Origin of the sequence: Fictibacillus norfolkensis (genome assembly GCF_014836645.1) — a bacterium.
In the GTDB taxonomy this organism is placed as follows: domain Bacteria; phylum Bacillota; class Bacilli; order Bacillales; family Fictibacillaceae; genus Fictibacillus; species Fictibacillus norfolkensis.
The window spans coordinates 258,894-279,410 of sequence record NZ_JACSQM010000002.1; the positions used below are offsets into that span (position 1 = coordinate 258,894).

General features: G+C 38.7%; 21 protein-coding genes. 4 read left to right on the forward strand and 17 right to left on the reverse strand.

The window, feature by feature from the left end; translation table 11 throughout:
• Positions 1-25: 25 nt before the first annotated feature.
• The 7 genes from H9648_RS05695 to H9648_RS05725 all read right to left on the reverse strand — a co-directional run bounded on the left by H9648_RS05695 (position 26) and on the right by H9648_RS05725 (position 9,731).
• Entirely contained in the window at positions 26-754 is a 729-nt protein-coding gene (locus H9648_RS05695; protein WP_191752928.1) for an exonuclease domain-containing protein, read from the reverse strand.
• On the reverse strand, positions 751-1,728 hold the full coding sequence (locus H9648_RS05700; protein WP_191752929.1) for a DUF294 nucleotidyltransferase-like domain-containing protein: 978 nt from the start codon (positions 1,726-1,728) through the stop codon (positions 751-753). Before H9648_RS05700 ends, H9648_RS05695 begins: the two co-directional genes overlap by 4 nt.
• 59 nt (positions 1,729-1,787) lie before the next feature.
• A complete protein-coding gene (locus H9648_RS05705; RefSeq protein ID WP_191752930.1) occupies positions 1,788-3,062 on the reverse strand; it encodes an ammonium transporter in 1,275 nt (424 codons plus the stop codon).
• A 163-nt stretch (positions 3,063-3,225) separates the two neighbouring features.
• On the reverse strand, positions 3,226-4,200 hold the full coding sequence (locus H9648_RS05710) for a bile acid:sodium symporter family protein (RefSeq protein WP_191752931.1): 975 nt from the start codon (positions 4,198-4,200) through the stop codon (positions 3,226-3,228).
• A 243-nt stretch (positions 4,201-4,443) separates the two neighbouring features.
• Positions 4,444-6,180, reverse strand: a complete 1,737-nt coding sequence (gene abc-f / locus H9648_RS05715; RefSeq protein WP_191752932.1) for a ribosomal protection-like ABC-F family protein — start codon at positions 6,178-6,180, stop codon at positions 4,444-4,446.
• A gap of 395 nt (positions 6,181-6,575) precedes the next feature.
• On the reverse strand, positions 6,576-8,969 hold the full coding sequence (locus H9648_RS05720) for a M14 family metallopeptidase (protein ID WP_191752933.1): 2,394 nt from the start codon (positions 8,967-8,969) through the stop codon (positions 6,576-6,578).
• 195 nt (positions 8,970-9,164) lie between these two features.
• Positions 9,165-9,731: a GNAT family N-acetyltransferase gene (locus H9648_RS05725; protein WP_404825660.1), complete on the reverse strand. Its 567-nt coding sequence runs from the start codon at positions 9,729-9,731 to the stop codon at positions 9,165-9,167.
• A 91-nt stretch (positions 9,732-9,822) separates the two neighbouring features.
• Here H9648_RS05725 and H9648_RS05730 point away from each other — a divergent pair, with 91 nt between their 5' ends.
• The 4 genes from H9648_RS05730 (at position 9,823) to H9648_RS05745 (ending at position 12,921) form a co-directional block, all read left to right on the forward strand.
• The gene (locus H9648_RS05730; protein ID WP_191752935.1) at positions 9,823-11,388 is read left to right on the forward strand and encodes a hypothetical protein; all 1,566 of its coding nucleotides are present in this window, start codon (positions 9,823-9,825) and stop codon (positions 11,386-11,388) included.
• 16 nt (positions 11,389-11,404) lie between these two features.
• The gene (locus H9648_RS05735) at positions 11,405-11,758 is read left to right on the forward strand and encodes a cupin (protein ID WP_191752936.1); all 354 of its coding nucleotides are present in this window, start codon (positions 11,405-11,407) and stop codon (positions 11,756-11,758) included.
• Positions 11,759-11,778: 20 nt separating this feature from the next.
• Positions 11,779-12,519, forward strand: coding sequence for a hypothetical protein (locus H9648_RS05740; RefSeq protein WP_191752937.1), 741 nt, complete (start codon positions 11,779-11,781; stop codon positions 12,517-12,519).
• Positions 12,520-12,666: 147 nt separating this feature from the next.
• Positions 12,667-12,921 (forward strand): YiaA/YiaB family inner membrane protein, encoded by a 255-nt coding sequence (locus H9648_RS05745; protein WP_066392185.1) that lies wholly within the window; start codon positions 12,667-12,669, stop codon positions 12,919-12,921.
• A gap of 47 nt (positions 12,922-12,968) precedes the next feature.
• Here H9648_RS05745 and H9648_RS05750 read toward each other — a convergent pair whose 3' ends face one another.
• The 10 genes from H9648_RS05750 to H9648_RS05800 form a co-directional block, all read right to left on the reverse strand.
• On the reverse strand, positions 12,969-13,262 hold the full coding sequence (locus tag H9648_RS05750) for a putative quinol monooxygenase (RefSeq protein ID WP_191752938.1): 294 nt from the start codon (positions 13,260-13,262) through the stop codon (positions 12,969-12,971).
• An 18-nt stretch (positions 13,263-13,280) separates the two neighbouring features.
• A complete protein-coding gene (locus tag H9648_RS05755) occupies positions 13,281-13,919 on the reverse strand; it encodes a nitroreductase family protein (protein WP_404825651.1) in 639 nt (212 codons plus the stop codon).
• A gap of 45 nt (positions 13,920-13,964) precedes the next feature.
• Positions 13,965-14,402 (reverse strand): MarR family winged helix-turn-helix transcriptional regulator, encoded by a 438-nt coding sequence (locus H9648_RS05760; protein WP_191752940.1) that lies wholly within the window; start codon positions 14,400-14,402, stop codon positions 13,965-13,967.
• Between the two features lie 152 nt (positions 14,403-14,554).
• Positions 14,555-14,737 (reverse strand): alpha/beta-type small acid-soluble spore protein, encoded by a 183-nt coding sequence (locus H9648_RS05765; RefSeq protein WP_191752941.1) that lies wholly within the window; start codon positions 14,735-14,737, stop codon positions 14,555-14,557.
• A 231-nt stretch (positions 14,738-14,968) separates the two neighbouring features.
• Entirely contained in the window at positions 14,969-15,523 is a 555-nt protein-coding gene (locus H9648_RS05770; protein ID WP_191752942.1) for a GNAT family N-acetyltransferase, read from the reverse strand.
• Between the two features lie 8 nt (positions 15,524-15,531).
• Entirely contained in the window at positions 15,532-15,936 is a 405-nt protein-coding gene (locus H9648_RS05775; RefSeq protein WP_225218754.1) for a GNAT family N-acetyltransferase, read from the reverse strand.
• On the reverse strand, positions 15,933-16,418 hold the full coding sequence (locus H9648_RS05780; protein ID WP_191752943.1) for a GNAT family N-acetyltransferase: 486 nt from the start codon (positions 16,416-16,418) through the stop codon (positions 15,933-15,935). The genes H9648_RS05775 and H9648_RS05780 overlap by 4 nt, the downstream gene beginning before the upstream one ends.
• Positions 16,419-16,428: 10 nt before the next feature.
• Positions 16,429-17,310: an alpha/beta fold hydrolase gene (locus tag H9648_RS05785; protein WP_191752944.1), complete on the reverse strand. Its 882-nt coding sequence runs from the start codon at positions 17,308-17,310 to the stop codon at positions 16,429-16,431.
• A 281-nt stretch (positions 17,311-17,591) separates the two neighbouring features.
• A complete protein-coding gene (locus H9648_RS05795; protein WP_404825652.1) occupies positions 17,592-18,488 on the reverse strand; it encodes an AraC family transcriptional regulator in 897 nt (298 codons plus the stop codon).
• A gap of 333 nt (positions 18,489-18,821) precedes the next feature.
• Complete coding sequence (locus H9648_RS05800; RefSeq protein ID WP_191752946.1) at positions 18,822-20,453, reverse strand: M4 family metallopeptidase; 1,632 nt, start codon at positions 20,451-20,453, stop codon at positions 18,822-18,824.
• Positions 20,454-20,517: the final 64 nt, after the last annotated feature.

The following is a 20,517-nucleotide window of genomic DNA, read 5'->3' on the forward strand; positions in this document are numbered from 1 at the left end:
TCCACATTTTATGGTGCCAGCTGTCTTATCTCGAAAGTCGTTCATATACCTCTCTCAAATTCTTAATTCCTAACTTTTGAACACGCGCTACATAAACACTCCAAAGCTCAGCCGTCATCTTCGCATCTCCTAAGGCATGATGTCGATCAATCACAGGCACGTTACAATGCTCACAGCAATCTTCTAAACGAACGAGGTTAACGTTTGGCTCAGCAATTTTCAGTAAAAATGAAGTATCTACTATTCGGTGCTTGAACTGACTTCGAAATAGTTTCCAATTATAATGTTGCAGAAACTTCTTTTCGTGACTTGCATGATGAGCCACTAGTACATGACCTCTTGCAAAATCATAAAAATCTACTAGCACTTTGGATAATTGAGGCGCATTCACAAGCTCACTCTCTTCTATTCTTGTAAGCTCTTTGATCTCAGGAGAAAGTTCGCCCGTACAATGCGCGAGAGAATAAAAAGTTTCTTCATGCTGTACTTCTCCACCTTTTACTTTCACTGCACCAATTGATAGAATCTGGTTTCCTTGTTCAGGAAAAAAACCAGTAGTTTCTAGATCAAAAACCACTACATTCAAATCATTGAGCGGTACGGTTAAACTCTCTTCCACTTTTAACTCTTTTTCAAGCTGCCTTAAAAATGCCACATGTTGAGGACTAGATTGCCCTTGTAACGATGCATAAACACTTGAGTTAATTTTGCCCTGTACTTGCTTCATAAATTGAATAAGCGGATTCATCCTCATGTTTCTATCGTTCCCTTAATGACCGACTGCGTGTATTCTTGAAGTTTTTGACCGTTCAATAATATATGCTTCATCTCTTTTTTCTCGTCTTTACTGAGTTCTTTAATGTTTAAGTAGTGTATATCATCATAGTTTTCTGTATTTTTTTTATGATACTGCAGCCTGTAATGAAGCAATTTATCAAATTCATTAGCGCACCAACTAAGATTTTGTTTGTATTTGGACATGTTATTAAGCGCTTTTAGTCTTGTAAGAGTAGAAGTAGCTTCTAGACTCTCTTTCATTGCAAGCAAACGCACATTATTAACATAGGGAAAGAAACCTGATTGCTTTAGATCTATACTGCCTGCATGTGCGCCATGTGGTTCCGTTAAAAATTGATGAAAGAACCCGACCGCTTTTTTTACATGCTGTGTATTTTCTAACAAGCGTTCAAGAAAACGCGGATTCTTCTTGATGTAATCATGTACGATCGTTTTAAGATCCTTGCAATAAGCTTCTTCACCAATAAGCACTCGTGCATCATAGAAGATCAGAAGAAATCGTATACTTTCAAAGCTCTCTTCGGTAAGCCACTTTGACAGCTGCTCTTCCCACTCTTTTATGGATTTAGTCCACACAGGGTTTGAGCTCATTACATTTCCATCACAATACGGATAACCTACTTCGTTTAACCCCTTCGCTAATTCTTTTCCGAATGTAACAAAATATTGATTCGTTTTTTCATTTTCTTCCTCATAGATCAGACCATGATCTTGATCTGAGATGATCGCTTGTTCGAATCTACCCCCACTCCCCATTACAAACCACGCGTAACGGCAAGGAACAGGTCCAAACTCTGAGATATGTCTTTCAAGAGCTGTATCAAACACTTTTATCATCATTTCATCATGAAAATCATTTAAAGCTTTAGATGAATCTTGATGGTCAGACCATTTATTATCACGCCATTTTTTTATCTGTGAATAAGGCATTTTTACACATCCTATGTGACAAAAGCATTGAGGAATAGCCCCAATGCTTTTCACCACTATTAATTTGCAATTCTATTCTTTTCTTCGTTTGCGATGAACGCCTCTGGATAACCATAGTTTCCGTGTTCACTCACATCCAAACCAATAATTTCTTCTTCTTCAGAAACTCGAAGACCTTTCATGACTTTTTTCATAGCGTATAAAAGAACGAAGGAAACAACAAATGCGTATAACGCTGACACAGACACACCCATCGCTTGAACACCAAGCTGTGAAAATCCACCGCCATAAAACAATCCGGGCTTCCCTACTGTAGCAAGTTCTGGCGTAGCGAATAATCCTGTAGATAACGTACCCCAAACTCCTCCAGCTCCGTGAACGCTCAACGCATAGATCGGATCATCTACTTTTAATCTATCGAAAAATTTAACAGAATAGAATACTAAGACTCCTGCAACAAATCCGATAAGAACTGCTGCCCATGTTTCAACGAAAGCACAGGAAGCTGTAATGGCTACAAGTCCTGCTAACGCACCGTTTAATATCGTCGGAATGTCTGATTTACCAAGGACCATCCATGAAATAATCAGTGCAGCAACCGCACCTGCCCCAGCAGCAAGATTTGTATTTAACGCAACAAATCCGAAAAATCCATCATCAACCACAAAGGTACTTCCTCCATTAAACCCAAACCATCCTACCCAAAGGACGATAACCCCTAAAGCCGTGTACACTTGATTGTGACCGAAAATGTTATTAGAAGTACCATTCTTATTAAACTTTCCGATACGCGGTTTTAAGAGAAGCGTCGCTGCAAATGCCGCCATCGCACCTGTTAAATGAACAACCGTAGACCCAGCAAAATCCTGCTTACCATGTTCTGCCAACCAACCTCCACCCCAGATCCAGTGAGCTACAACCGGATAGACCACTACAGAGAAAAGAATAGCAAACACAAGATATGCTGATAATTTCGCTCGTTCAGCAAATCCTCCGAACGCAATTGTTAACGAGATTCCTGCAAACGCGAGCTGAAACATGAAGAATGCCGCTGTCGAGTAAGCCATTCCTTCAGCTTGATCACCAGAATAGAAAAAATCAGACAACCCGATAAAAAAGTTTGAATTTCCACCAAAGATAAATCCATAGCCTACTGCCCAAAATACGATTGATGCTAAACCAAACGTAAAGACAGTCTTGCCTGCAATGTGACCTGCATTTTTCATTCGAGTCGATCCCGCCTCAAGTAAGATAAACCCGCCCTGCATTAAAATGACAAGAAGTGCACCTAGTACAAGCCAAACACTGTTTAATGAAAACATGATATTTTCCATTTGAACGCCCCCTACTGAACTGTTTCTTTCATTCTATACAGTTCTGGCGGAGATTCTACACCCATGTAAGATTATCTAACATGGTTTTTGAAAATGTCTTTCTTCCAAAATTAACGAACCCCCTTCTCAATTGTACTTTGAGCAGGGGGTTCATCTTTTCATATCAAACAACTTTGGAATAGTTAGTATCATCACTCGTCTTTGCCGTGTCCTTGTCTGCTCTTTTCCCCCACCAAGTAGCAAGAAGTGGTCCTGAAATATTATGCCATACGCTAAAGATTGCGCTCGGTACTGCTGATAGCGGAGAAAAATGAGCGATCGCTAGCGCTGCACCTAAGCCAGAGTTCTGCATGCCAACTTCGATAGATATCGCTTTTTGATCAGCAAATTTTAATTTTAAAGCTTTCGCGATCAGGAAGCCTAATGATAACCCAAGTACATTGTGAAGGATGACAATAGAGAATATCAACAGACCCGTTTCAGCAATCTGCTGCGCATTTACAGCTACAACAGCAGAAGCAACAGCTACAATCCCAACTACAGATACAAGTGGCAGTGCGGCAACACTTTTTTCAACATGTTTACGAAATAGCAGTTTAACGACAAGACCTAAAATAATAGGAACAAGTACAATTTGAACGATTGACAATAGTAAGCTGCCTGCTGATACAGCGAGCCACTTGCTAGCAAACAGAAGCGTAAGCGCTGGAGTAAGGATTGGTGCTAAGAGTGTTGCTACTGATGTGACTGCAACCGATAATGCTGTGTTTCCTTTTGCTAAGAACGTCATAACATTCGATGCAGTCCCACCAGGACAACAGCCTACTAAAATAACTCCCACCGCTAATTCTGGCTTCAATTGAAAAGCTGTCGCCAAACCAAATGCGAGCAGCGGCATGATCGTATACTGTGCCAGCACACCAATCATTACGCTCTTGGGTGCCTGAAGAACAGCCTTAAAGTCATTCAATGATAAGGTCAGACCCATCCCGAACATGATAATCCCTAGCAATAAAGGAATATGGGGAGCGATCCATGTGAAGCCTCCTGGGATAAAAAATGCGAGTATGGCAAAGAGAATCACCCAAACCGCAAAGGTATTACCTGCCATCTTACTTACTTTCTCTAGAAATCTCATGGTTTTCACTCTCCTTTTTAAGAGAGTATAAACCAATTGTCTGAAATTTCAATGTTTTTTGATGAAAAATTTAGAATTATGTGATTATAACCTCTTTTTATGTGATTGTCGCTACTTATTATGCAATTCGTATCAAACATTATTTGATAAGCCTATTTCATGCTCAACCAGCCAGAAGTAACGATTTCTTCTTTATATCTTAGATAGAATAAAGCCAGGCGGATACTTCCACCTGGCTTAGTTTTACAGAGATATTTTTTGTATGAGCTTCCTCTTTCTACTCATTAACATTTGTAACTCCTGATCAACCTCTCTGTACTCATTGGTCCCCGTTTTACAAAAACTAATTTTTCCAAGCATTTCTGTAATCTTGTTATCTACTAAAGCTAATTCTTCAGCCCACTGCTGAACGCCCTCAACTGTAGATTTTTTACTCTGGTTTTCATGTTCACTAAGGCCCACCTCTATTCTCTTGAGCTGCTGATTCTCAATAACTAGCAGTTTATCGCACAGCTTTTCAACGAAGAATCTGTCGTGCGAGACGATGATAAGTGTGCCTGAAAACTGTGACAAGGTTTCCTCCAACTGCTCCCGGCTCGGCAGATCCAAATGGTTTGTGGGTTCATCCAAAATGAGTACATCATATTCCTGCAAAATCATTAGGACCAGTTTAACGCGTGTGCGCTCTCCTAAACTCAAGTGACGGATTGGCTTCGAAAGTTTTCGATCCTCTATGCCCATGTTGGCAAAGATTGTTCTTGCCTGAGTTAACTGAAACTTCTCCTCTAGATCAAAGTATTCATAAACCGTCTTTTCTTCAGGAAGGTCGCTCACATCTTGAGATAGATAGGCAATTTTCATCGATTCACTCTTCCAAATTTCCCCCTCTGTTGCAGACTCCTCCTCAAGTAACATCTTAATAAATGTTGTCTTACCAGAACCGTTCGGACCCTGTAACGCTATTCTTTCTCCGTGTTTGATATAAAAGTGACTTTCTTTAAAAAGAGTTCGATCTCCGAATTGTTTCGTTAGACCACGAGCTTCGATGAGTCTTTTTCCTCTCTTTCCAATGGAATCAAATTGAAAGAATACGTCACTGTCTTCTTTGGGCTTATCGATCCCTGTTTTCGAGAGTTCTAGATTCAAACGCTTTAATTTAGACTTGATTTGGTTATCTTTTTTCTTGGCCTTCATCCTTTCATATTCTTTGAGTCCCATCTGTCTATTCTCTGCTGCCGTTCCTCCCTTACCTGCTTCCCGATGAGCTTTATCAGACCACGTTTTTAACGTGTTCACTTGCTGTTCAATCATGTGTATTTTTCTTTGCTGCTTCTCATAATCTCTTTGTTGCTGTTCAAACCGACGTTGCTTCTCTTTTCTATACGCCGAGTAATTTCCTTCGTAAATGGTAAGAACACCTTCTTCTAGTTCAAATATCTTCTCTACTGATTGATCAAGAAAATGTCGGTCATGGGATATGATAATGGCTGCACCTCTATAGTTTTTAACTTCTTCTGTAAGCCAGTTTATCCCTTGGAGATCTAAATGATTTGTCGGTTCATCTAAAATCAAGAACTCAGGATGATTCGCCCATATTTTGGCGATAGATACCTTTAATCGTTCTCCACCACTCAAATGTTGAAATTCACTCTTTTGAAGCAAATGTTTCTGAAGTCCTAACTTCTTGCTAGTAGCCATTAATTCTTCGCCTGTTTCAAGCAACTCCCGTTCAACATCTAACACATAATCTGTTGATTGTGGCAGATATCCCATGTGCAGATTTGCCGGCCACGTCGTAATCGATCCATGATCGTGGTTGATACATTTCATAAGGATGTTAACGAATGTTGTTTTTCCACTACCGTTCCATCCTACTAGTCCAATTTTTTCACCTTGTCTAATATCAAATGAGATATCTTTTAAAATTTCTTTATCACCAAATTTTTTCTGCAATCGTTTAGCTTGTAATACTGTCGTCATGCAGCTCACCTCTTTCATGGTCGTTAAGGAGGCTACAAAAAAACCTCCCTGGAGAGCCCAGAGAGGTTGGTCGGTTAGCACAATATGGTAAAGACACGTATCCAAATAAACACAAGAACAAAAAAGTCCTTTGTGTGAAATCATAAGGATATATGGTACGTGTATACGCAAAATGGGCAGACTTATCCTATTCTCCAGGTCTCACTATTTGAGTTAGCCTAAGAAAATAAGAGTTTTCCACATCAGCGTAGTACCGTTCCTTTCCAAAATGACTTCAACTTACAATAGTTAGTATATGGACGTTCGTTAAAAATGTCAATGCTTCCTTTATTGCGAGCCAATATGAAAAAAGGAAGAAGCTGCTCATTCCTCTGCCTCTTCCTTTTTTCTAATGGTTACTTAATGAAAAATGTCTTCGTGTTGTACTTCTTATTGTTTCCAGGTTCGTATCGATTCTCTACGTTCTTGCTCGCATCGACCGAAAACCAATTTAACGTTATTGTCTTTTCAAACGTTAACGTTTCTGGTCCTTCACGTGTACCGCTCAATGCTAACTTTTGAGAATTAAACGTCGGACGGCTGCCATCTAACGTGTAGTAGATCGTAGCAGGCTCACTCGTTTTGAAGCTTACTTCAACTTCATCTTCGTGCCTTCCGCCATTTGGTGTAACACTTGATTTTGGTGCTTTTTTATCTTTAGAATATTGATACGCCACATCAATCAGTCCTAATAATCCGTTTGAGAATTCCATGGCTTCTTCGTGTCCTTCGTCAAAGGGAGGCTGAAAACCTACCAGTTCCCAACGTTTTGTTTCTTTGTTCCAAAGATCAGCACCCACTTCAAAGTTCCAAGCGTAGATTCCTTTTTCATACCAGAGGTGATCGGCTGAGTTTCCTGCCGCAGAATAAAGAACGTCTGGGATCGGTCCCGTTCGGCTTGGCAGAATCACTGTTCCACGATGCTTTTTGATCTCTTTTAAAATATGGTCGGATGCTTGCCAATAATAAGCTTCTTCTCCAGCAGACGGACGAGGCAATGTTTCACGCTCAGGCGTATAGGCACCTGGAGACCACATGAAATATCCACCATAGCTATGGATGTTCATAGCAAATTTAATGTTAGGGTTCTCATCTGTTAACCAAACTAGATTCCGGCTTTCTGGTTCAGAATGCTCGCTCGGCCCCGCATATGTGCCACTCAAACAATTCGTTGTTGATGCTCCAACATAACCATCAAATGCAGAACCCACATCATGGTTACGATTCAAATCAACCCCCCACGAATTTCGGTATCCACTATCAGATTGAGTTGGGGAGCAGTGATTCGTCATGTTCTTCCGCTGTGAATTAAAGTCATAAAAACTATAGTGCCCTCCATCGGGATTCATGGATGGAATAATAAAGATATCAAGATTATCAACCAGTTTCTTAGTCTCTTTATCATGCGAATAGTTTCGTAACAGTCGTTCAGCAGTCTCAACTGAAACTAGTGGTGTTACCCATTCACGCGCATGTTCTTGTGAGTAACCAAGTACCCCAGGCTTTGAACCGTCTCTATGCTTTCCGATTCGGATGGCTTTAACAGTAAATGGATCACGTGAAACGGTAGCTGGTGCTCTTAAGTTATCTGACAAGTTGGAAGTCGCAGGATCTACAATTCCATTACCTGCATTTCCACGATAGGTCGTAGCAGATACAAGATTACTTACTTCTGCATTCAGCAGATCTATGACTTCCTTTGCCGTACTTTTTGCGTTACCTGCAGCATCCGTTGCCAGCGTGACGATGATTTTGCTTCCGCTCGTACCAACAGAAAGAGGAGCACCTGCAGCTGATGCCTTTTTAAATTCTAAGCTGATTGCATTTCCGCCCTCATGTCCCCAGTCTCGAGATGTCACAACAACAGCTGTGTTCTGCAACGTTCCTAGAGTCGCTTGAGCCTGTCTGCGATATCCGTTCGTCTTGTTCGGCATCTCCACAATTTCAGCAAGCTCAGGGTATTCTTTTACTAAATTCTCGATCCTCGCGTTCGTTTCTGTTGGATCCATATAATGGTCAACGAAATTCTTCACATAGTGCTTACCCGGCTTGTCCGGTTTTCCTTCCCCGAGCCATTCGGTTACTGGAGATGCAGCTGAACCTCCGAGCGAGCTTTCGATTGTTATATCTTTTGGTATTACTGAAACTGGTAACATAAAGGAATGGTAGAGGTACTCTCCGGCATCCTGAATCTGTTGGAGTGTTGCCGTCTTCTCTTCTCCATTCTCTGTCCATCTAGCGGTTAGAATCGTGCTTGATACAGCACCAGATGTGGATTTTGCTTCAACGTAAAGGAAAGTGTCGGATTGATTCGTGAAGTGGTTTGCTCTGAGGATTGTTACTGTTTCTTCAACAGCTGTTAGCTTTTGTTCTTGCTTAACTGCCATTCTTCTTTCTGTTGCGCGCTGGTTGAGTTGATTTTCTGTGATGAGCGTTTCTTTTACGTTAATTCCGTAGAGCTTCAGCATCGCAACTTCAGTTGGTGTTACGACCGCATCTACTTCAATTTGTCCATTATGAACGTGCATCCTGTGGGTTAGATCGATACCAAGTTCTTCAATCTTCTTCATCGCTTCCTTCGTGTTTGGAACAGCCAACTGAACGAGAGAAACTGACTCTACTGGTTGTATTTTGAGAGATGAAGCTTCAGCAACTTGCGGCGTTACACCTGATTCCATGGTTGAAAAAGCTATCCCTGCAACGGTTGAAAGCACGAGTGCAGAAGATAGCCACCTCTTACTGTTTTTCATAACAAGCACACCTCCAATATATGTATAAGGTAAGTGTAACTTTATTGTCAGAAAATTCAATCATACTTAAGGACTTACATAGACAGTAAGAAAGCCGTTCGTTCTAACTAGTCAATTTGTAAAAATAATTAATAAAAGGTAAATATAGTAATTTAGAAGTAGGTAGAAGAACTTATCTACCGAGCAGTTTTAATGCTATAATTCAAATTCCTCTTTCAAGATAGAATACACATTTAAATCTTGGTGCTCTCCTTTTGCAAACATCGCTTTTCTTAACCTAGCTTCATAGCTCATCCCCAGCTTTTTCATAACCCTTTCAGATCCACCGTTCTCTACAAAACATCTTGCCTGAATTCGTACTAAATGCATGTTATTAAAACCGTAATTCAGAATTTCCTTACCCGCTTCAGTCGTGATGCCCTGACCCCAGTATTTTTTTGCGATTACATAACCGATCTCAGCGGTTTTATGATTGATCTGCCATGAGACATAATCGATCGTACCAATCAATTCGTTGGTTTCTTTTAATACAATTCCCCAAGGTGCTAAATCACCGTTTTCATAATTTGTTAATACAAACTGAATAAATTCCTTTGTATCCTCTAATGTTCGGTGTGCTTCCCAAGTCACATAGCGTGAAACCTCAGCATCCATTCCGTATTGAAACATATCTTGTGCATCCTCTACTGTTAATTTTCTTAAAAGAAGACGCTCTGTTTCTAATGTTGGTAAGTTCGAAAAAATATCTTTAATTTCCAAGATGAAGTCCTCCCTACTTTTATCTATTGTATACTTAATTACAAAAAGGAAAAATATGGACTTTAGTCGAATTTTCGAATAAGGGGGAAATAAAATGAGAAAAATGAAGCCTTTTGTTATTCCACTTCTATTCTTCTTGGTTGTTTTTGTTGCATTCACTTTAGAGAATTTAAAGACTGAACTGAAACTACCCAATGAAGGTTGGAGCCGTTCTCTGCCATTACAAACAGAGAAGATCGGTGAAGTTAAGCCGGTATTTCAAGAACAAAACGGAATGCAACGTGTATATGTTCCGAAAGAAAATGAAGTGTTGAGTTTTCATGTTACTGATCAATTAGATGTAAAAGATAAGCAAACCATTCCTCTTTCTATTCCAAGTCCCCAAGACTTCTGGGTCCAAGATGATCAGTTTGTATTCGTCAGGGACAAGCAGCTGATTCATTTTGACGGTGAGAAAGAAAACGCACTCGATCAAGATGTGTACGGTATGGATTCTAATCCAAACAACATCATTTATTTTAAAGAAAACGAAATTTTGACAGTCGATAAGAGTTCATGGAGTGTTCAATCTTTAAAGAAAGTGCCTGAACAAATCTATTCAATTGTTTTAAATGACACATCAGATTCGTTCATAAGTGTTGGTAAAACTTCTAAACAATCATCTAAACAAGTAAAAGTTACTTTTCACCAACCTGATAATCAGTCTGGCTCTGGGTTTAAAGAATACATTATTTTAGATAAAGATGAACAGATTCGTGAAAATCATTTTGGCTTTTACTTTATTGAGAATGGAAATGATGTGACGGTTTATTATTCTCTGTTTAGTAATAACTCTGGAGGTAAGTCATATAAGATCTTTCAAGGAACCAACCAATTGAATGCAAATACTGATTGGGATTTTTCTATCATGACATTCATAGACAATTTAGGAACGAAGCTTGAAAACCCTAAGTTCATTCAATATGGTGTTGATGAGAATGGTCAGGCTAAAGTAATGTTTACTACTCGTGCATTAAAGTCTAACGAAAAAGAAGCTGTTAATGTTTATGAAGCGCGAGCTAATGGAGATGTTTGGAAAACTGAGCTGCGCAGTACAACAAACGATCAGTCCGTTCACCCTTACTGGATTGGTGAAGATTCAGTTATGTGGTTAAACTTAGTGGGATATAAAGAGTACACATTTAGTGGAGCTTCCAAAAATACTGATGTTATTGAAAAGAGTCTAAAAATAACAAAAATAGATCTTAAGGAAGCCGTTTCTGCTACGGTATTATCTCTTTTCCAAGGATTAATTTTTGCGATGTGTTCAGTATATTGGATCACACCTGCCGTTCTTTTTGCATTAGTCATCTACATAGTGAAAATTAAATTGATGGAAGATGAAGATAAGCGCATTTTGTACACGATCTTAGCCCTATTTCTCGGTGTCCAATTTATCTTTATTCAGAAATTGTTTAATACTCACTATTACATGTATGCTCCCAATTACTTGGCTTTTTCAGGGAGTTCATTTGTTATCCCTATCGTGCTCGCTCTTGCAAGTGGTGCAGCCGTTTGGTATGGAAGAAAGCAAGACTGGAGTAAACTTACGGCCATTGGTTATTTTGCTGTATTAAATACTTTCTTTTTATCGCTTGTTGTGGGACCTTATATGTTTTAAAGGATGGAGAAAACACATGGAAATTTTTCAATTTACTAAAGAATCCGGAACACACATCTCGAAATTCAACTCTGATTTTATAATGTCTAAAATTGCAAGAACGGAGAAACCTGCACATATTGGGTGTGTTCATCTAGATGCTGGAGGAGTAATTGGCTTTCATCAAGCTGCAATTCCACAGCTACTTCTTGTGGTGAATGGGGAAGGTGAAGTTTGTGGTGAGGATAAAATTATGCATAAGATTAACACGGGTGAAGCTGCTTTTTGGATCAAAAACGAATTTCACGAAACATTTACACAGAATGGTCTTACTGCAATTATTATTGAATCCGAAACGTTAGAACCAGCTTCATTTATGACATTAAAATAGCACATACAAGGAGATTCCTGATGAAACCAGTCATGCTTCAAGTTGTTTCAAAACCAATAAAGCTCATTTTGGAGAATAACTACATGCAATTACCTGACTTCTTTCAATCTGAAGTAGAAGCTTTTTGGAGTAGTCATAATCATGATAATCGATTTACGAACGGTGAAGTTTTTCATATTGATGAACTGAAAGAAACAGACCAAGAAATGCTTTTTTATTTAAAACCAAGTAATTACGCTCATTATCTTTATTCAGTGAGAACGAAGAATATCATTGACAATGCTTGCAAAGTTATTTACGGAGCAGGATTAGTAGAAACCAAAGATTCTTACTTTGTTTTTGGTGTGATGAATAACCATACCGCTTATCCTGGTCGTTTACAGTGTGTTGGCGGCGGCTTAAGCAGAAGCGATTTACAAAGTAATCACTTCCAGATGCAGAATAGTGTTTTACGGGAAATGACAGAAGAACTTGGTATTGATCTCAATTGCGTGAATAGTTGTTCTGTTCGTTTCTTAAAAACTGGTGGAGATTATGATTTTCTAGCGTTGTTGTTTCATATTCAATTGAATTTAACGAATAACGAATTAGAGGATGAATTCAATAAAATGAGTGAAGCTTCTATTGCAATCGGCGAAAAATCAGAGTTTGTTCGTTTAGTCTCAATTAAGAATGAACCAAGTTCAATAAACGATTTTATAAACAACAATCATCGCCCTTCAGTAGATTATTTGATTCCCCTTCTTAATAAAATGAAATAATTCTCTCTCTTATGGTATATAAAGAGGAATCTTTATAAGTTAACAAGAAAAATAAGGAAACTAAACCATTTATTGATTATAATGAATATATCTTATAGCATATATTTTTACTTATCTGGTTTTAACAGAGATAAAGGAGGTTTACATATGCAACGACATAGAAGAAGAAACACACCGGCTTTTACTGTTTTAGCTTATTTTACGTTCATCGCAGGTGTGTCCATGTTTTGTATCGGACTCTACAATGCAGATAATCTGCAACTGAACGAAAAGGGTTATTACATCGCCGTAATGATATTGGTAGCCGTTGGTGCGATTCTTACCCAAAAGGTTACTCGTGATAACGCGGAGGATGATGAACTAATCGCTGAACAAGAGCGCAAGTACACAAAAGCCGAATAGTATCATTAAAAAAAGGAAGGCACATTTTATGCGCCTTCCTTTCATCATTATTTTACTTGTTCTCCAGCGTACACTTTCACATCAGTTGGAGCAGCCATAAAGCTTTGTGCCTTTTTCCCGAACGCCACAAAGTGCTCACTTGTGTTATGGTTTTGAACCGCTTCTTGGTTCTCCCAAACTTCTACCATCATATACGTTGCTTCTTTTTCTGTATCTTTCTTTAGATCGTATTGAATGTTACCACTTTCAGCACGTGAAGCTTCAATTAATGTTTTTACCTCTGTCAAAAATGCTTCTTCTTTTTCTTTTTGTACCGTTAAACCTGCGTGAATAATAATCATTTTATCTATTCCCCTTTCTTATCTCCACTCTGTAGTTTCTTCTACTGATAGACGTACAGATTGATATCCAGCATCTGCAGCTTTACCGATTGAAAGCAGCATAACAGGGAAATATCGTTCTTTATCTAGACCAAACGCTTCAGCAATCTCAGCTTTTTCATATCCACCGATCGGATTCGTATCATATCCATGCGCACGAGCAACGAGCATTAATTGCATTGAAACAAGTCCTGCATCGATCAAGTTCATATCTTTAAATTGCTCTGGAGTCATCTGTTCTAAAAGTCCGCGGATTGCTGGTACTTGCTGATTTCTTACATCAGCTGGCATATGTCCCGCTTCTACCGCTTTATCATAAATTCTTTCTAAATAATCCAAGCTGTTGTTATCTGCGAATACAGCAATTACAGCAGATGATGTTTCTACTTGACGTTGGTTAAACTTTGCTAGAGGTGCTAACGTTTCTTTTCCTTCAGGTGTATCAATTACGACAAAACGCCAAGGCTGTAAGTTAACAGAAGATGGAGCAAGAGAAGCCTCTGTTAAGATTTCTTTCATCTCTTCTCTAGAGATTTTTACTGATGGGTCGTAGTTGCGAATGGATCGACGTCCAGTGATAATTTCGTTGAAGTTGTTGATTTTAGTTTGTTGCATCATACATTCTCCTTTATGTGTAATAGTCTTGGTTGTGTTTGATTGTGATTACTCAAAATGTTCAATATTGTGCTGAATACGTGTTAACATCTCGAGCAAGGTTTTTCTTTCTTTAGCAGAAAAATCATGTAATACACCAGAAATAAAACGTTCCTTTTCTTCCCGGTAATGAATGATTTTCAAACGACCTTCCTCTGATAGAGAAACATACGTAAATCGTTGATCTTTAGGATCTTTCCTCCGGATCACCATTCCTTTATCTTCAAGCTGTTTTAGATGCCTCGTTACGGCAGCATGATCAATATTCACTTTCTTTTGAAGAGCTCTTTGACTAATCTCTTCGACTTCATATAATTCATGCAAAAGCTCTAAGCGAGTCTGACTAATACCAGTACAGCTTTCAAACTTAGGAACCGTTCTGCGATGTATCTCATACAATCGGTTAATAATCTTCTCATCATCTATATATGAGTTGGACAACAGCATCCTCCTCCTTCGGATAATTGATAGCTCAATAATTGATACGTCAACTAATATAAAATACTTTATTTCAAATGTCAAACAGAAGAGTTTCTTATGTAAAAAATAAAGAGGCTATCTGCGATGAACAGATAGCCAAGCCATGATATTAAATTTAATTAGCGCTTTCCGCCAAGAGCTTGAGCAACTAAACGTTTTGTGATTTCTCCACCTACAGATCCGTTAGCACGAGAAGTTGAATCTGGTCCAAGGTTTACACCGAACTCAGAAGCGATTTCATACTTCATTTGGTCGATAGCTTGTTGTGCACCTGGTACTACTAATTGGTTTTGGTTAGCCATGTTATTTTCACCTCCTTGTTGAATTAAGATTATAATTCCACAATGATTCGTTCTTATGCGCGGCAGAAAAAGGTAGTATTTGTTAATAAAAAATAGGACGATTTTTTGAGTATCGTCCTGTGTGAAACAAGTGGCAAACCTGTTCTTTGTATGTCATTAGGTTTACCTTGAAATGAGTAATTATTCCAATTAAATTATAAAATTTTACAGGTGTATATTTGTATACATTCTTTACCTTTGCGAAACACTATCCGCAAAATATTCTTCTTTTATAAGACTCATCCGCAATCGATCTACATACATCCCGTTTCGTAGACGGTCTTGTCTTAAAATCCCTTCTTCTACATAACCTGCTTTCTTATATGAAGCAATAGCTCTTTTATTATCGATCTCTACCCTCAGCCAGATTTTATTAAGGGAGAGTTCACAAAAACCATACTTTAGCATCTCATGCATAGCGGCAATACCATAGCCTTTGCCCCAATAACCTTTATCACCAATGGCTATGCCTAATTCCGCATGTTGATTTAATCGATCTATATTTTTCAGATCGACCCATCCAATATGTTTACCTGTTTCACTAAGTATTGCTTTTTGCTCATAACCGTTGTTCTTTGCGATACATTGTCTAATCCAATTCCTTGTTTCTTCCATACTAAATGGTGGATATTTGTCAGGCATGTTAAGGTGCTTTGTCACTTCTACGTCCAAACACCACGCATAACGATCTTCAGCATCCTCTATAACAAGATCTCTAAGTTGAACTTTTAGAAGTACCTTTTGCATATTTTCACCTATTTCCTTTGTTTTTTCTTTTGATAAGATTGAATGGACTTTGTATAGCCTAACTTTTCAAAGAATTGTTCTTTTCCTGGCTGAGCACCTATAAAGAGGGATGTCGGACTATGTTCAAAAGCCAATTCCATTAGATGTTTGCCTATCTTCTTTTCTTGATAGCCTGGACTTACAAGTATTTCAGTGATGGTTCCGAAGAAATAACCATCTGTAAGAATTCGAACACAGCCAACGAGTTTTTCATGATCCCATGCTGTAATGTTCAATGTTTTTTGTAAAGCCTCTTTTGTAAACTGTTCATGGTACTCACCTGGCCATACAGCATTTACTAAAGATAGGAATTTTGAAACACACAATTCCTGGTCATCATCAATATAGGTAATACTTTCGTTTATGGGAATCATCTGTAAATACTCCCTTGAAGTATTTTACTTAATACAATTTCATCTCGAATAGGGATGCCATTGTCTGCGACTTGAGGAATTTCAGGTTTTATTTCCCTAGCCTTTGCTACTGCATTTGGAAAAAGATCAGTTAAACAATAACCCCTTTTCTGATAAAAGCTCAATGCCCTTAAGGTATCTTTCGTAGTCGTTACTCTTATGTGTATTACTTCTTGACTATATGCTTGTTCTTCAACTTTTGTTAGAAGCTCCGTACCAATTCCTATGTTTTCTAAGATACTGTTCTCACAGACGTTATTATGTATGAAATTTGTAACTAGACCTACTATTTCACCCATCTCATTAATAGCAACAAATCCATCAAGTTCATCACATTTAAACGTTCCACTTGAAAGCACCATCTCGGCACTTCCCCAATGTTTTTGGAAGAATTCATTAATGAATTTTTTATCAACTTTCGAAGTACCCACTACTTCTAACATACTAGGACCCCTATCTTAAAAAATCTAATGTCGCTGCTACAAATTTCTTCTCTTCTTCTAAATCTGGAAAGTGCGCACTGTTTTCAAATATCTCTAACTTACTGTTTGATAGTTCTTGTTTAATGATATTAGAAATCTTCAAACCCGTATTTCGATCGTGCTTACCCGTTAGGATGAGTGTTTGATGCTTTATTTGGTATAAACGTTTTTCAAGTGGCTTAGAAGGGGGATTCATATGAAGCGCCTTCATCATTTTCCCTGTATTCGTTAGACCACTCTCTTCCCATAACTGTCTGTTATATTTAGCTATCTGTTGGCCTTCAAATAAAAAACGATCAACTAGTTTTGAATCAGCAAGTGCCCAAACCTGTTCCCATTTTTCTTTTAAGGGTAGATTCTGACTTAGTACCATCTCCATTCTTTCTAAGAATTTGCTACTACCTATCGTCTTAAATCCTTGTATCTGTGTTTTTAAAACGGTATTCGAAAACATTAGACTAGGAGCAGAAAGAACAATTTTATTGATTATTTCTTGATAAGCAAGAGCAATTTCTAACGCTAATTCACCTCCGAATGAATAACCTAATACATCCACTTTCTTGATACCCAGCTGCTCTAATAGGCAATAGAAATCTTTTATTAATAAATTAATTGAATATGCGTCTTCAGAGTGTGGTAAATCGCTTCTACCACAACCTCTTTGTTCGTAATATATAACCGTTCGCTCCTTGGCAAGCTTTGGTCCTGCAGCCCGCTCAAAAACATAGTGGTTGCCTCCAGGTCCACCATGGATAATCACTAAAGGTACCGTTTTGTTTAAGCTCCCTTCTATTCTTATCCAATGAACTACCTCATTTACGAGTAGCTGATATTCTCCATCTTTGTACTTCATGGAACAAACTCCTAAAAAGATCTAACGGGTGAAATGAGATGAAGATAAATTGATTTTTGATGTGTGGATTCAATTATGATTGGTCTCATCGAGCCGTTAAATTTTATGTTGATCTCTTCGTCCTTAATCGTATGTAAGGCTTCTTTCATATTCGATGTATCCTTCCTCGTTTATCCGCTTGAATTTTCGTTAATATTCAGATTATTAGTTTAACACAAAATTCCATTTTTTTAGATTCAAAAAACCCTTTCTGCTCATTGAGCAAAAAGGGCATCACACTCTTATTTCACTTTTTCCGCTTTCTTAACGAGTGGGATATAGATGTCGATCTGTTTGTTCTCATCTCCATAGCAGCGTTCATCGTAAAGCTCGAATTCTAACTTTCCGTTATGCTCATATCCTGAATCTGGAAACCATTTGGAGAAGATTTCAACCCATGTTTGCTGAATCGATTGTACGAAGTTCTCCTCTGAAGCTTTTGGTGTTGTAAAAACGGCATACTCCATCTCTTGAAAACTTCTATAGGACATTCCTTCTGGAGCAGGCGTCTCCTTCTCAACTTCCATTCCAATCATATAAACAAACTCACCTGTTGTCGTATTGTACTCTGTGCACAACCCTAGTTCCTGGTTCTTGTTTAGAGGTCTTGGAATCTTATCCCCTAATTTATTCTGCATATAATTTTGCCAAAACTTTGGAATATCTACATTATTTTGTCCATCTGTGTTTCGTGTGTTTAAGTCATACCCGATGATGTGGAAAGCTGGCTTTTTAATGATTTTCATTTCCATGTTTATTCCTCCTGTATAACGATTTATATTCAGGTAAGCCCTTTGATGGAGAGAGACGGGATGAACGGATGCATTACGGTACTCTCTCGGCGATCGGCCATAATGTTTTTTAAAAGCTCTGTTAAACGATTCATGATAGTGAAACCCTAGATCAAAAGCGATATCGATTACTTTATCGTCTGATTGCAACAATCGCTTTGCCGCGTGTGAGAGCCTTCTTTTCCGCACATAATCCATAACGGATTCGCCGACTAGAAACTGAAACACTCTATGATAATGAAAAGGTGAGAAGCAAGCGAGCTCTGCAAGCTCCTCTAATGTGATGCGGTTCTGTAAATTCTCTTCAATATAATCGAGTGTCCGCTGAATGCAAACTTCATAATCCATCTCCATCACCTACCTTACTTCCATCATATACACGAACATCCATTCGTTCTTAACCTTTTTTGCTAAGTTGCCCTATTATTTATTCTCCACTCCGCAAGTCTATCCTCTTTGAAAGCATAATACATAGAAATAAGCTGCTGAACTATCACTACCATGCTTGAATCCAAAAATTCATGTGCTGAATCCAAAAATTTCGGTGTTCAATTCACGAGTTTTGACCTTCAATCCAGAAGTTTCAGTCTTATATCCACGAGTCTGCAACATTCGACATTTTCAACAAATTTCTTCATCAAAAAAGCTAGAACCAACAACTTGGTTCTAGCTCAACTTAATTTATTGAATGCCTACTGCATTAAATGCTTGGTTTACTGAAGTTACAGCTTGTGACGAAGCACCGTATAAGTCTGTTGCAGACTGTACTGCCGCTGCTCTCGCTTGACTGAAATTTGAAGATGAGGTTAAGTATACCGTGTTCATACGATAGAAGATCGCGCCTAGCTTGTCCCGTCCTATTCCGGTAACGGACACGCCATAATGACTTCCACCCTCACTTAAGAGATATGCTGCTTTATTAATGATACCACTGTTGATATGAACGCCGCCGTTGTCACCTGTTCCGGTATAGCGAACAGAATAGTGATCTGGATCTTGGTATTTCGCTGGATCTGACATTGAGCGAAGGGCATCTCCTGCTACTCCAGGGGTGTATATATCTTCACCGATCTCGAAATCAGGGTTCTTGCCGTTATAGTACTCAACTAATGTTCCAAATATATCTGACATCGCTTCGTTCAGTGCACCTGACTCGTTTTGATAGACAAGATCTGAACTTGTATCTGTTACTGCATGTGTCAATTCATGAGCAACTACATCAATTCCGCCAGAGAAGGCGATAAAGTTCGTTCCATCACCGTCGCCATATACCATTTGTGAACCGTTCCAGAAAGCATTATTGTAGTTTTTATTAAAGTGAACAGACGACTTAATCTGTGCTCCTCTATTATCATATGAGTTACGTCCGTGTGTATTTTTGTAATAATCGTAGGTTAATCCGGCAAAGTAATGAGCGTCAACGACTGCTTGATCGTATGAGCTGTCGAACACGTTATCCGTTCCACTGTATAACGTTCCTGGCAAGAAGAACTCAGGAAGGAACGTACGGTTCTTCATATCATAAGTGAAGATTCCGTTTCCACGTGTATTATCTTGCATATAATACTTTCCACTGGATAGCGTGAGGTTCAGTGTTTTGGAATCACCTAGTACACCTTTTCCTGTTCCAGTCGTGTTCGTTCCTGTTACTTCGTGCATGTCATTATAACGATTAAGGATCTCACCTGACTGTGCATCAATAAAATAGTTCCAGTTCCCCGGCTCAGGTGTTAAGTAATTTAAGTTTACAAGATAAGCAAAATGCGCTTTGCCGTCTTTAATCAATACGATTTTTTCCGCTTTTGGCTTCTTCTCATATTCCGGTTGTAGACCAAGTGCTGCAGTAGCAATTCCCACCGCTTTTTTACCACTGATTTGCTTTGCGTTATTTAACTTTGATTGCTTGTCCATTTCAGGAGCAACTTCACCTGAGATTACAGTAAGTTCACCGTTTTTATTAATGTGTGCCACTTGCGTATAACCCCAAATTGGAACACCTTTGTATTCTTGCTGAAGTCTTAGAACCGTATTCCCGTTTGCTTCTTTTGTACTCTCTACAATGGAGAACGAATCTTCTGCTGTTGAATTCCCTAGTTTGAAAATTGATTTATGACTGTTCACATAATCGAAAAGCACCTTTTGTGCAGAAGCTTTTGATTTAGAAGATAACTTACCTGCTAGAAAAGCTGGAGTTCCAGAATCACTGCTTACTTTCACCTTTACTTCTTCTGTGGCAGCCATTGCTGATGGTCCGAACGCACCTGCGATTAATGTTGCCGCAATCCCCATTGCAACCCACTTCTTCTTTGTCATTGTCACGCCTCCAATTTCCTTTTATTTACTTTGTTTGCAACATCATATCACCTCTCAAACTCTA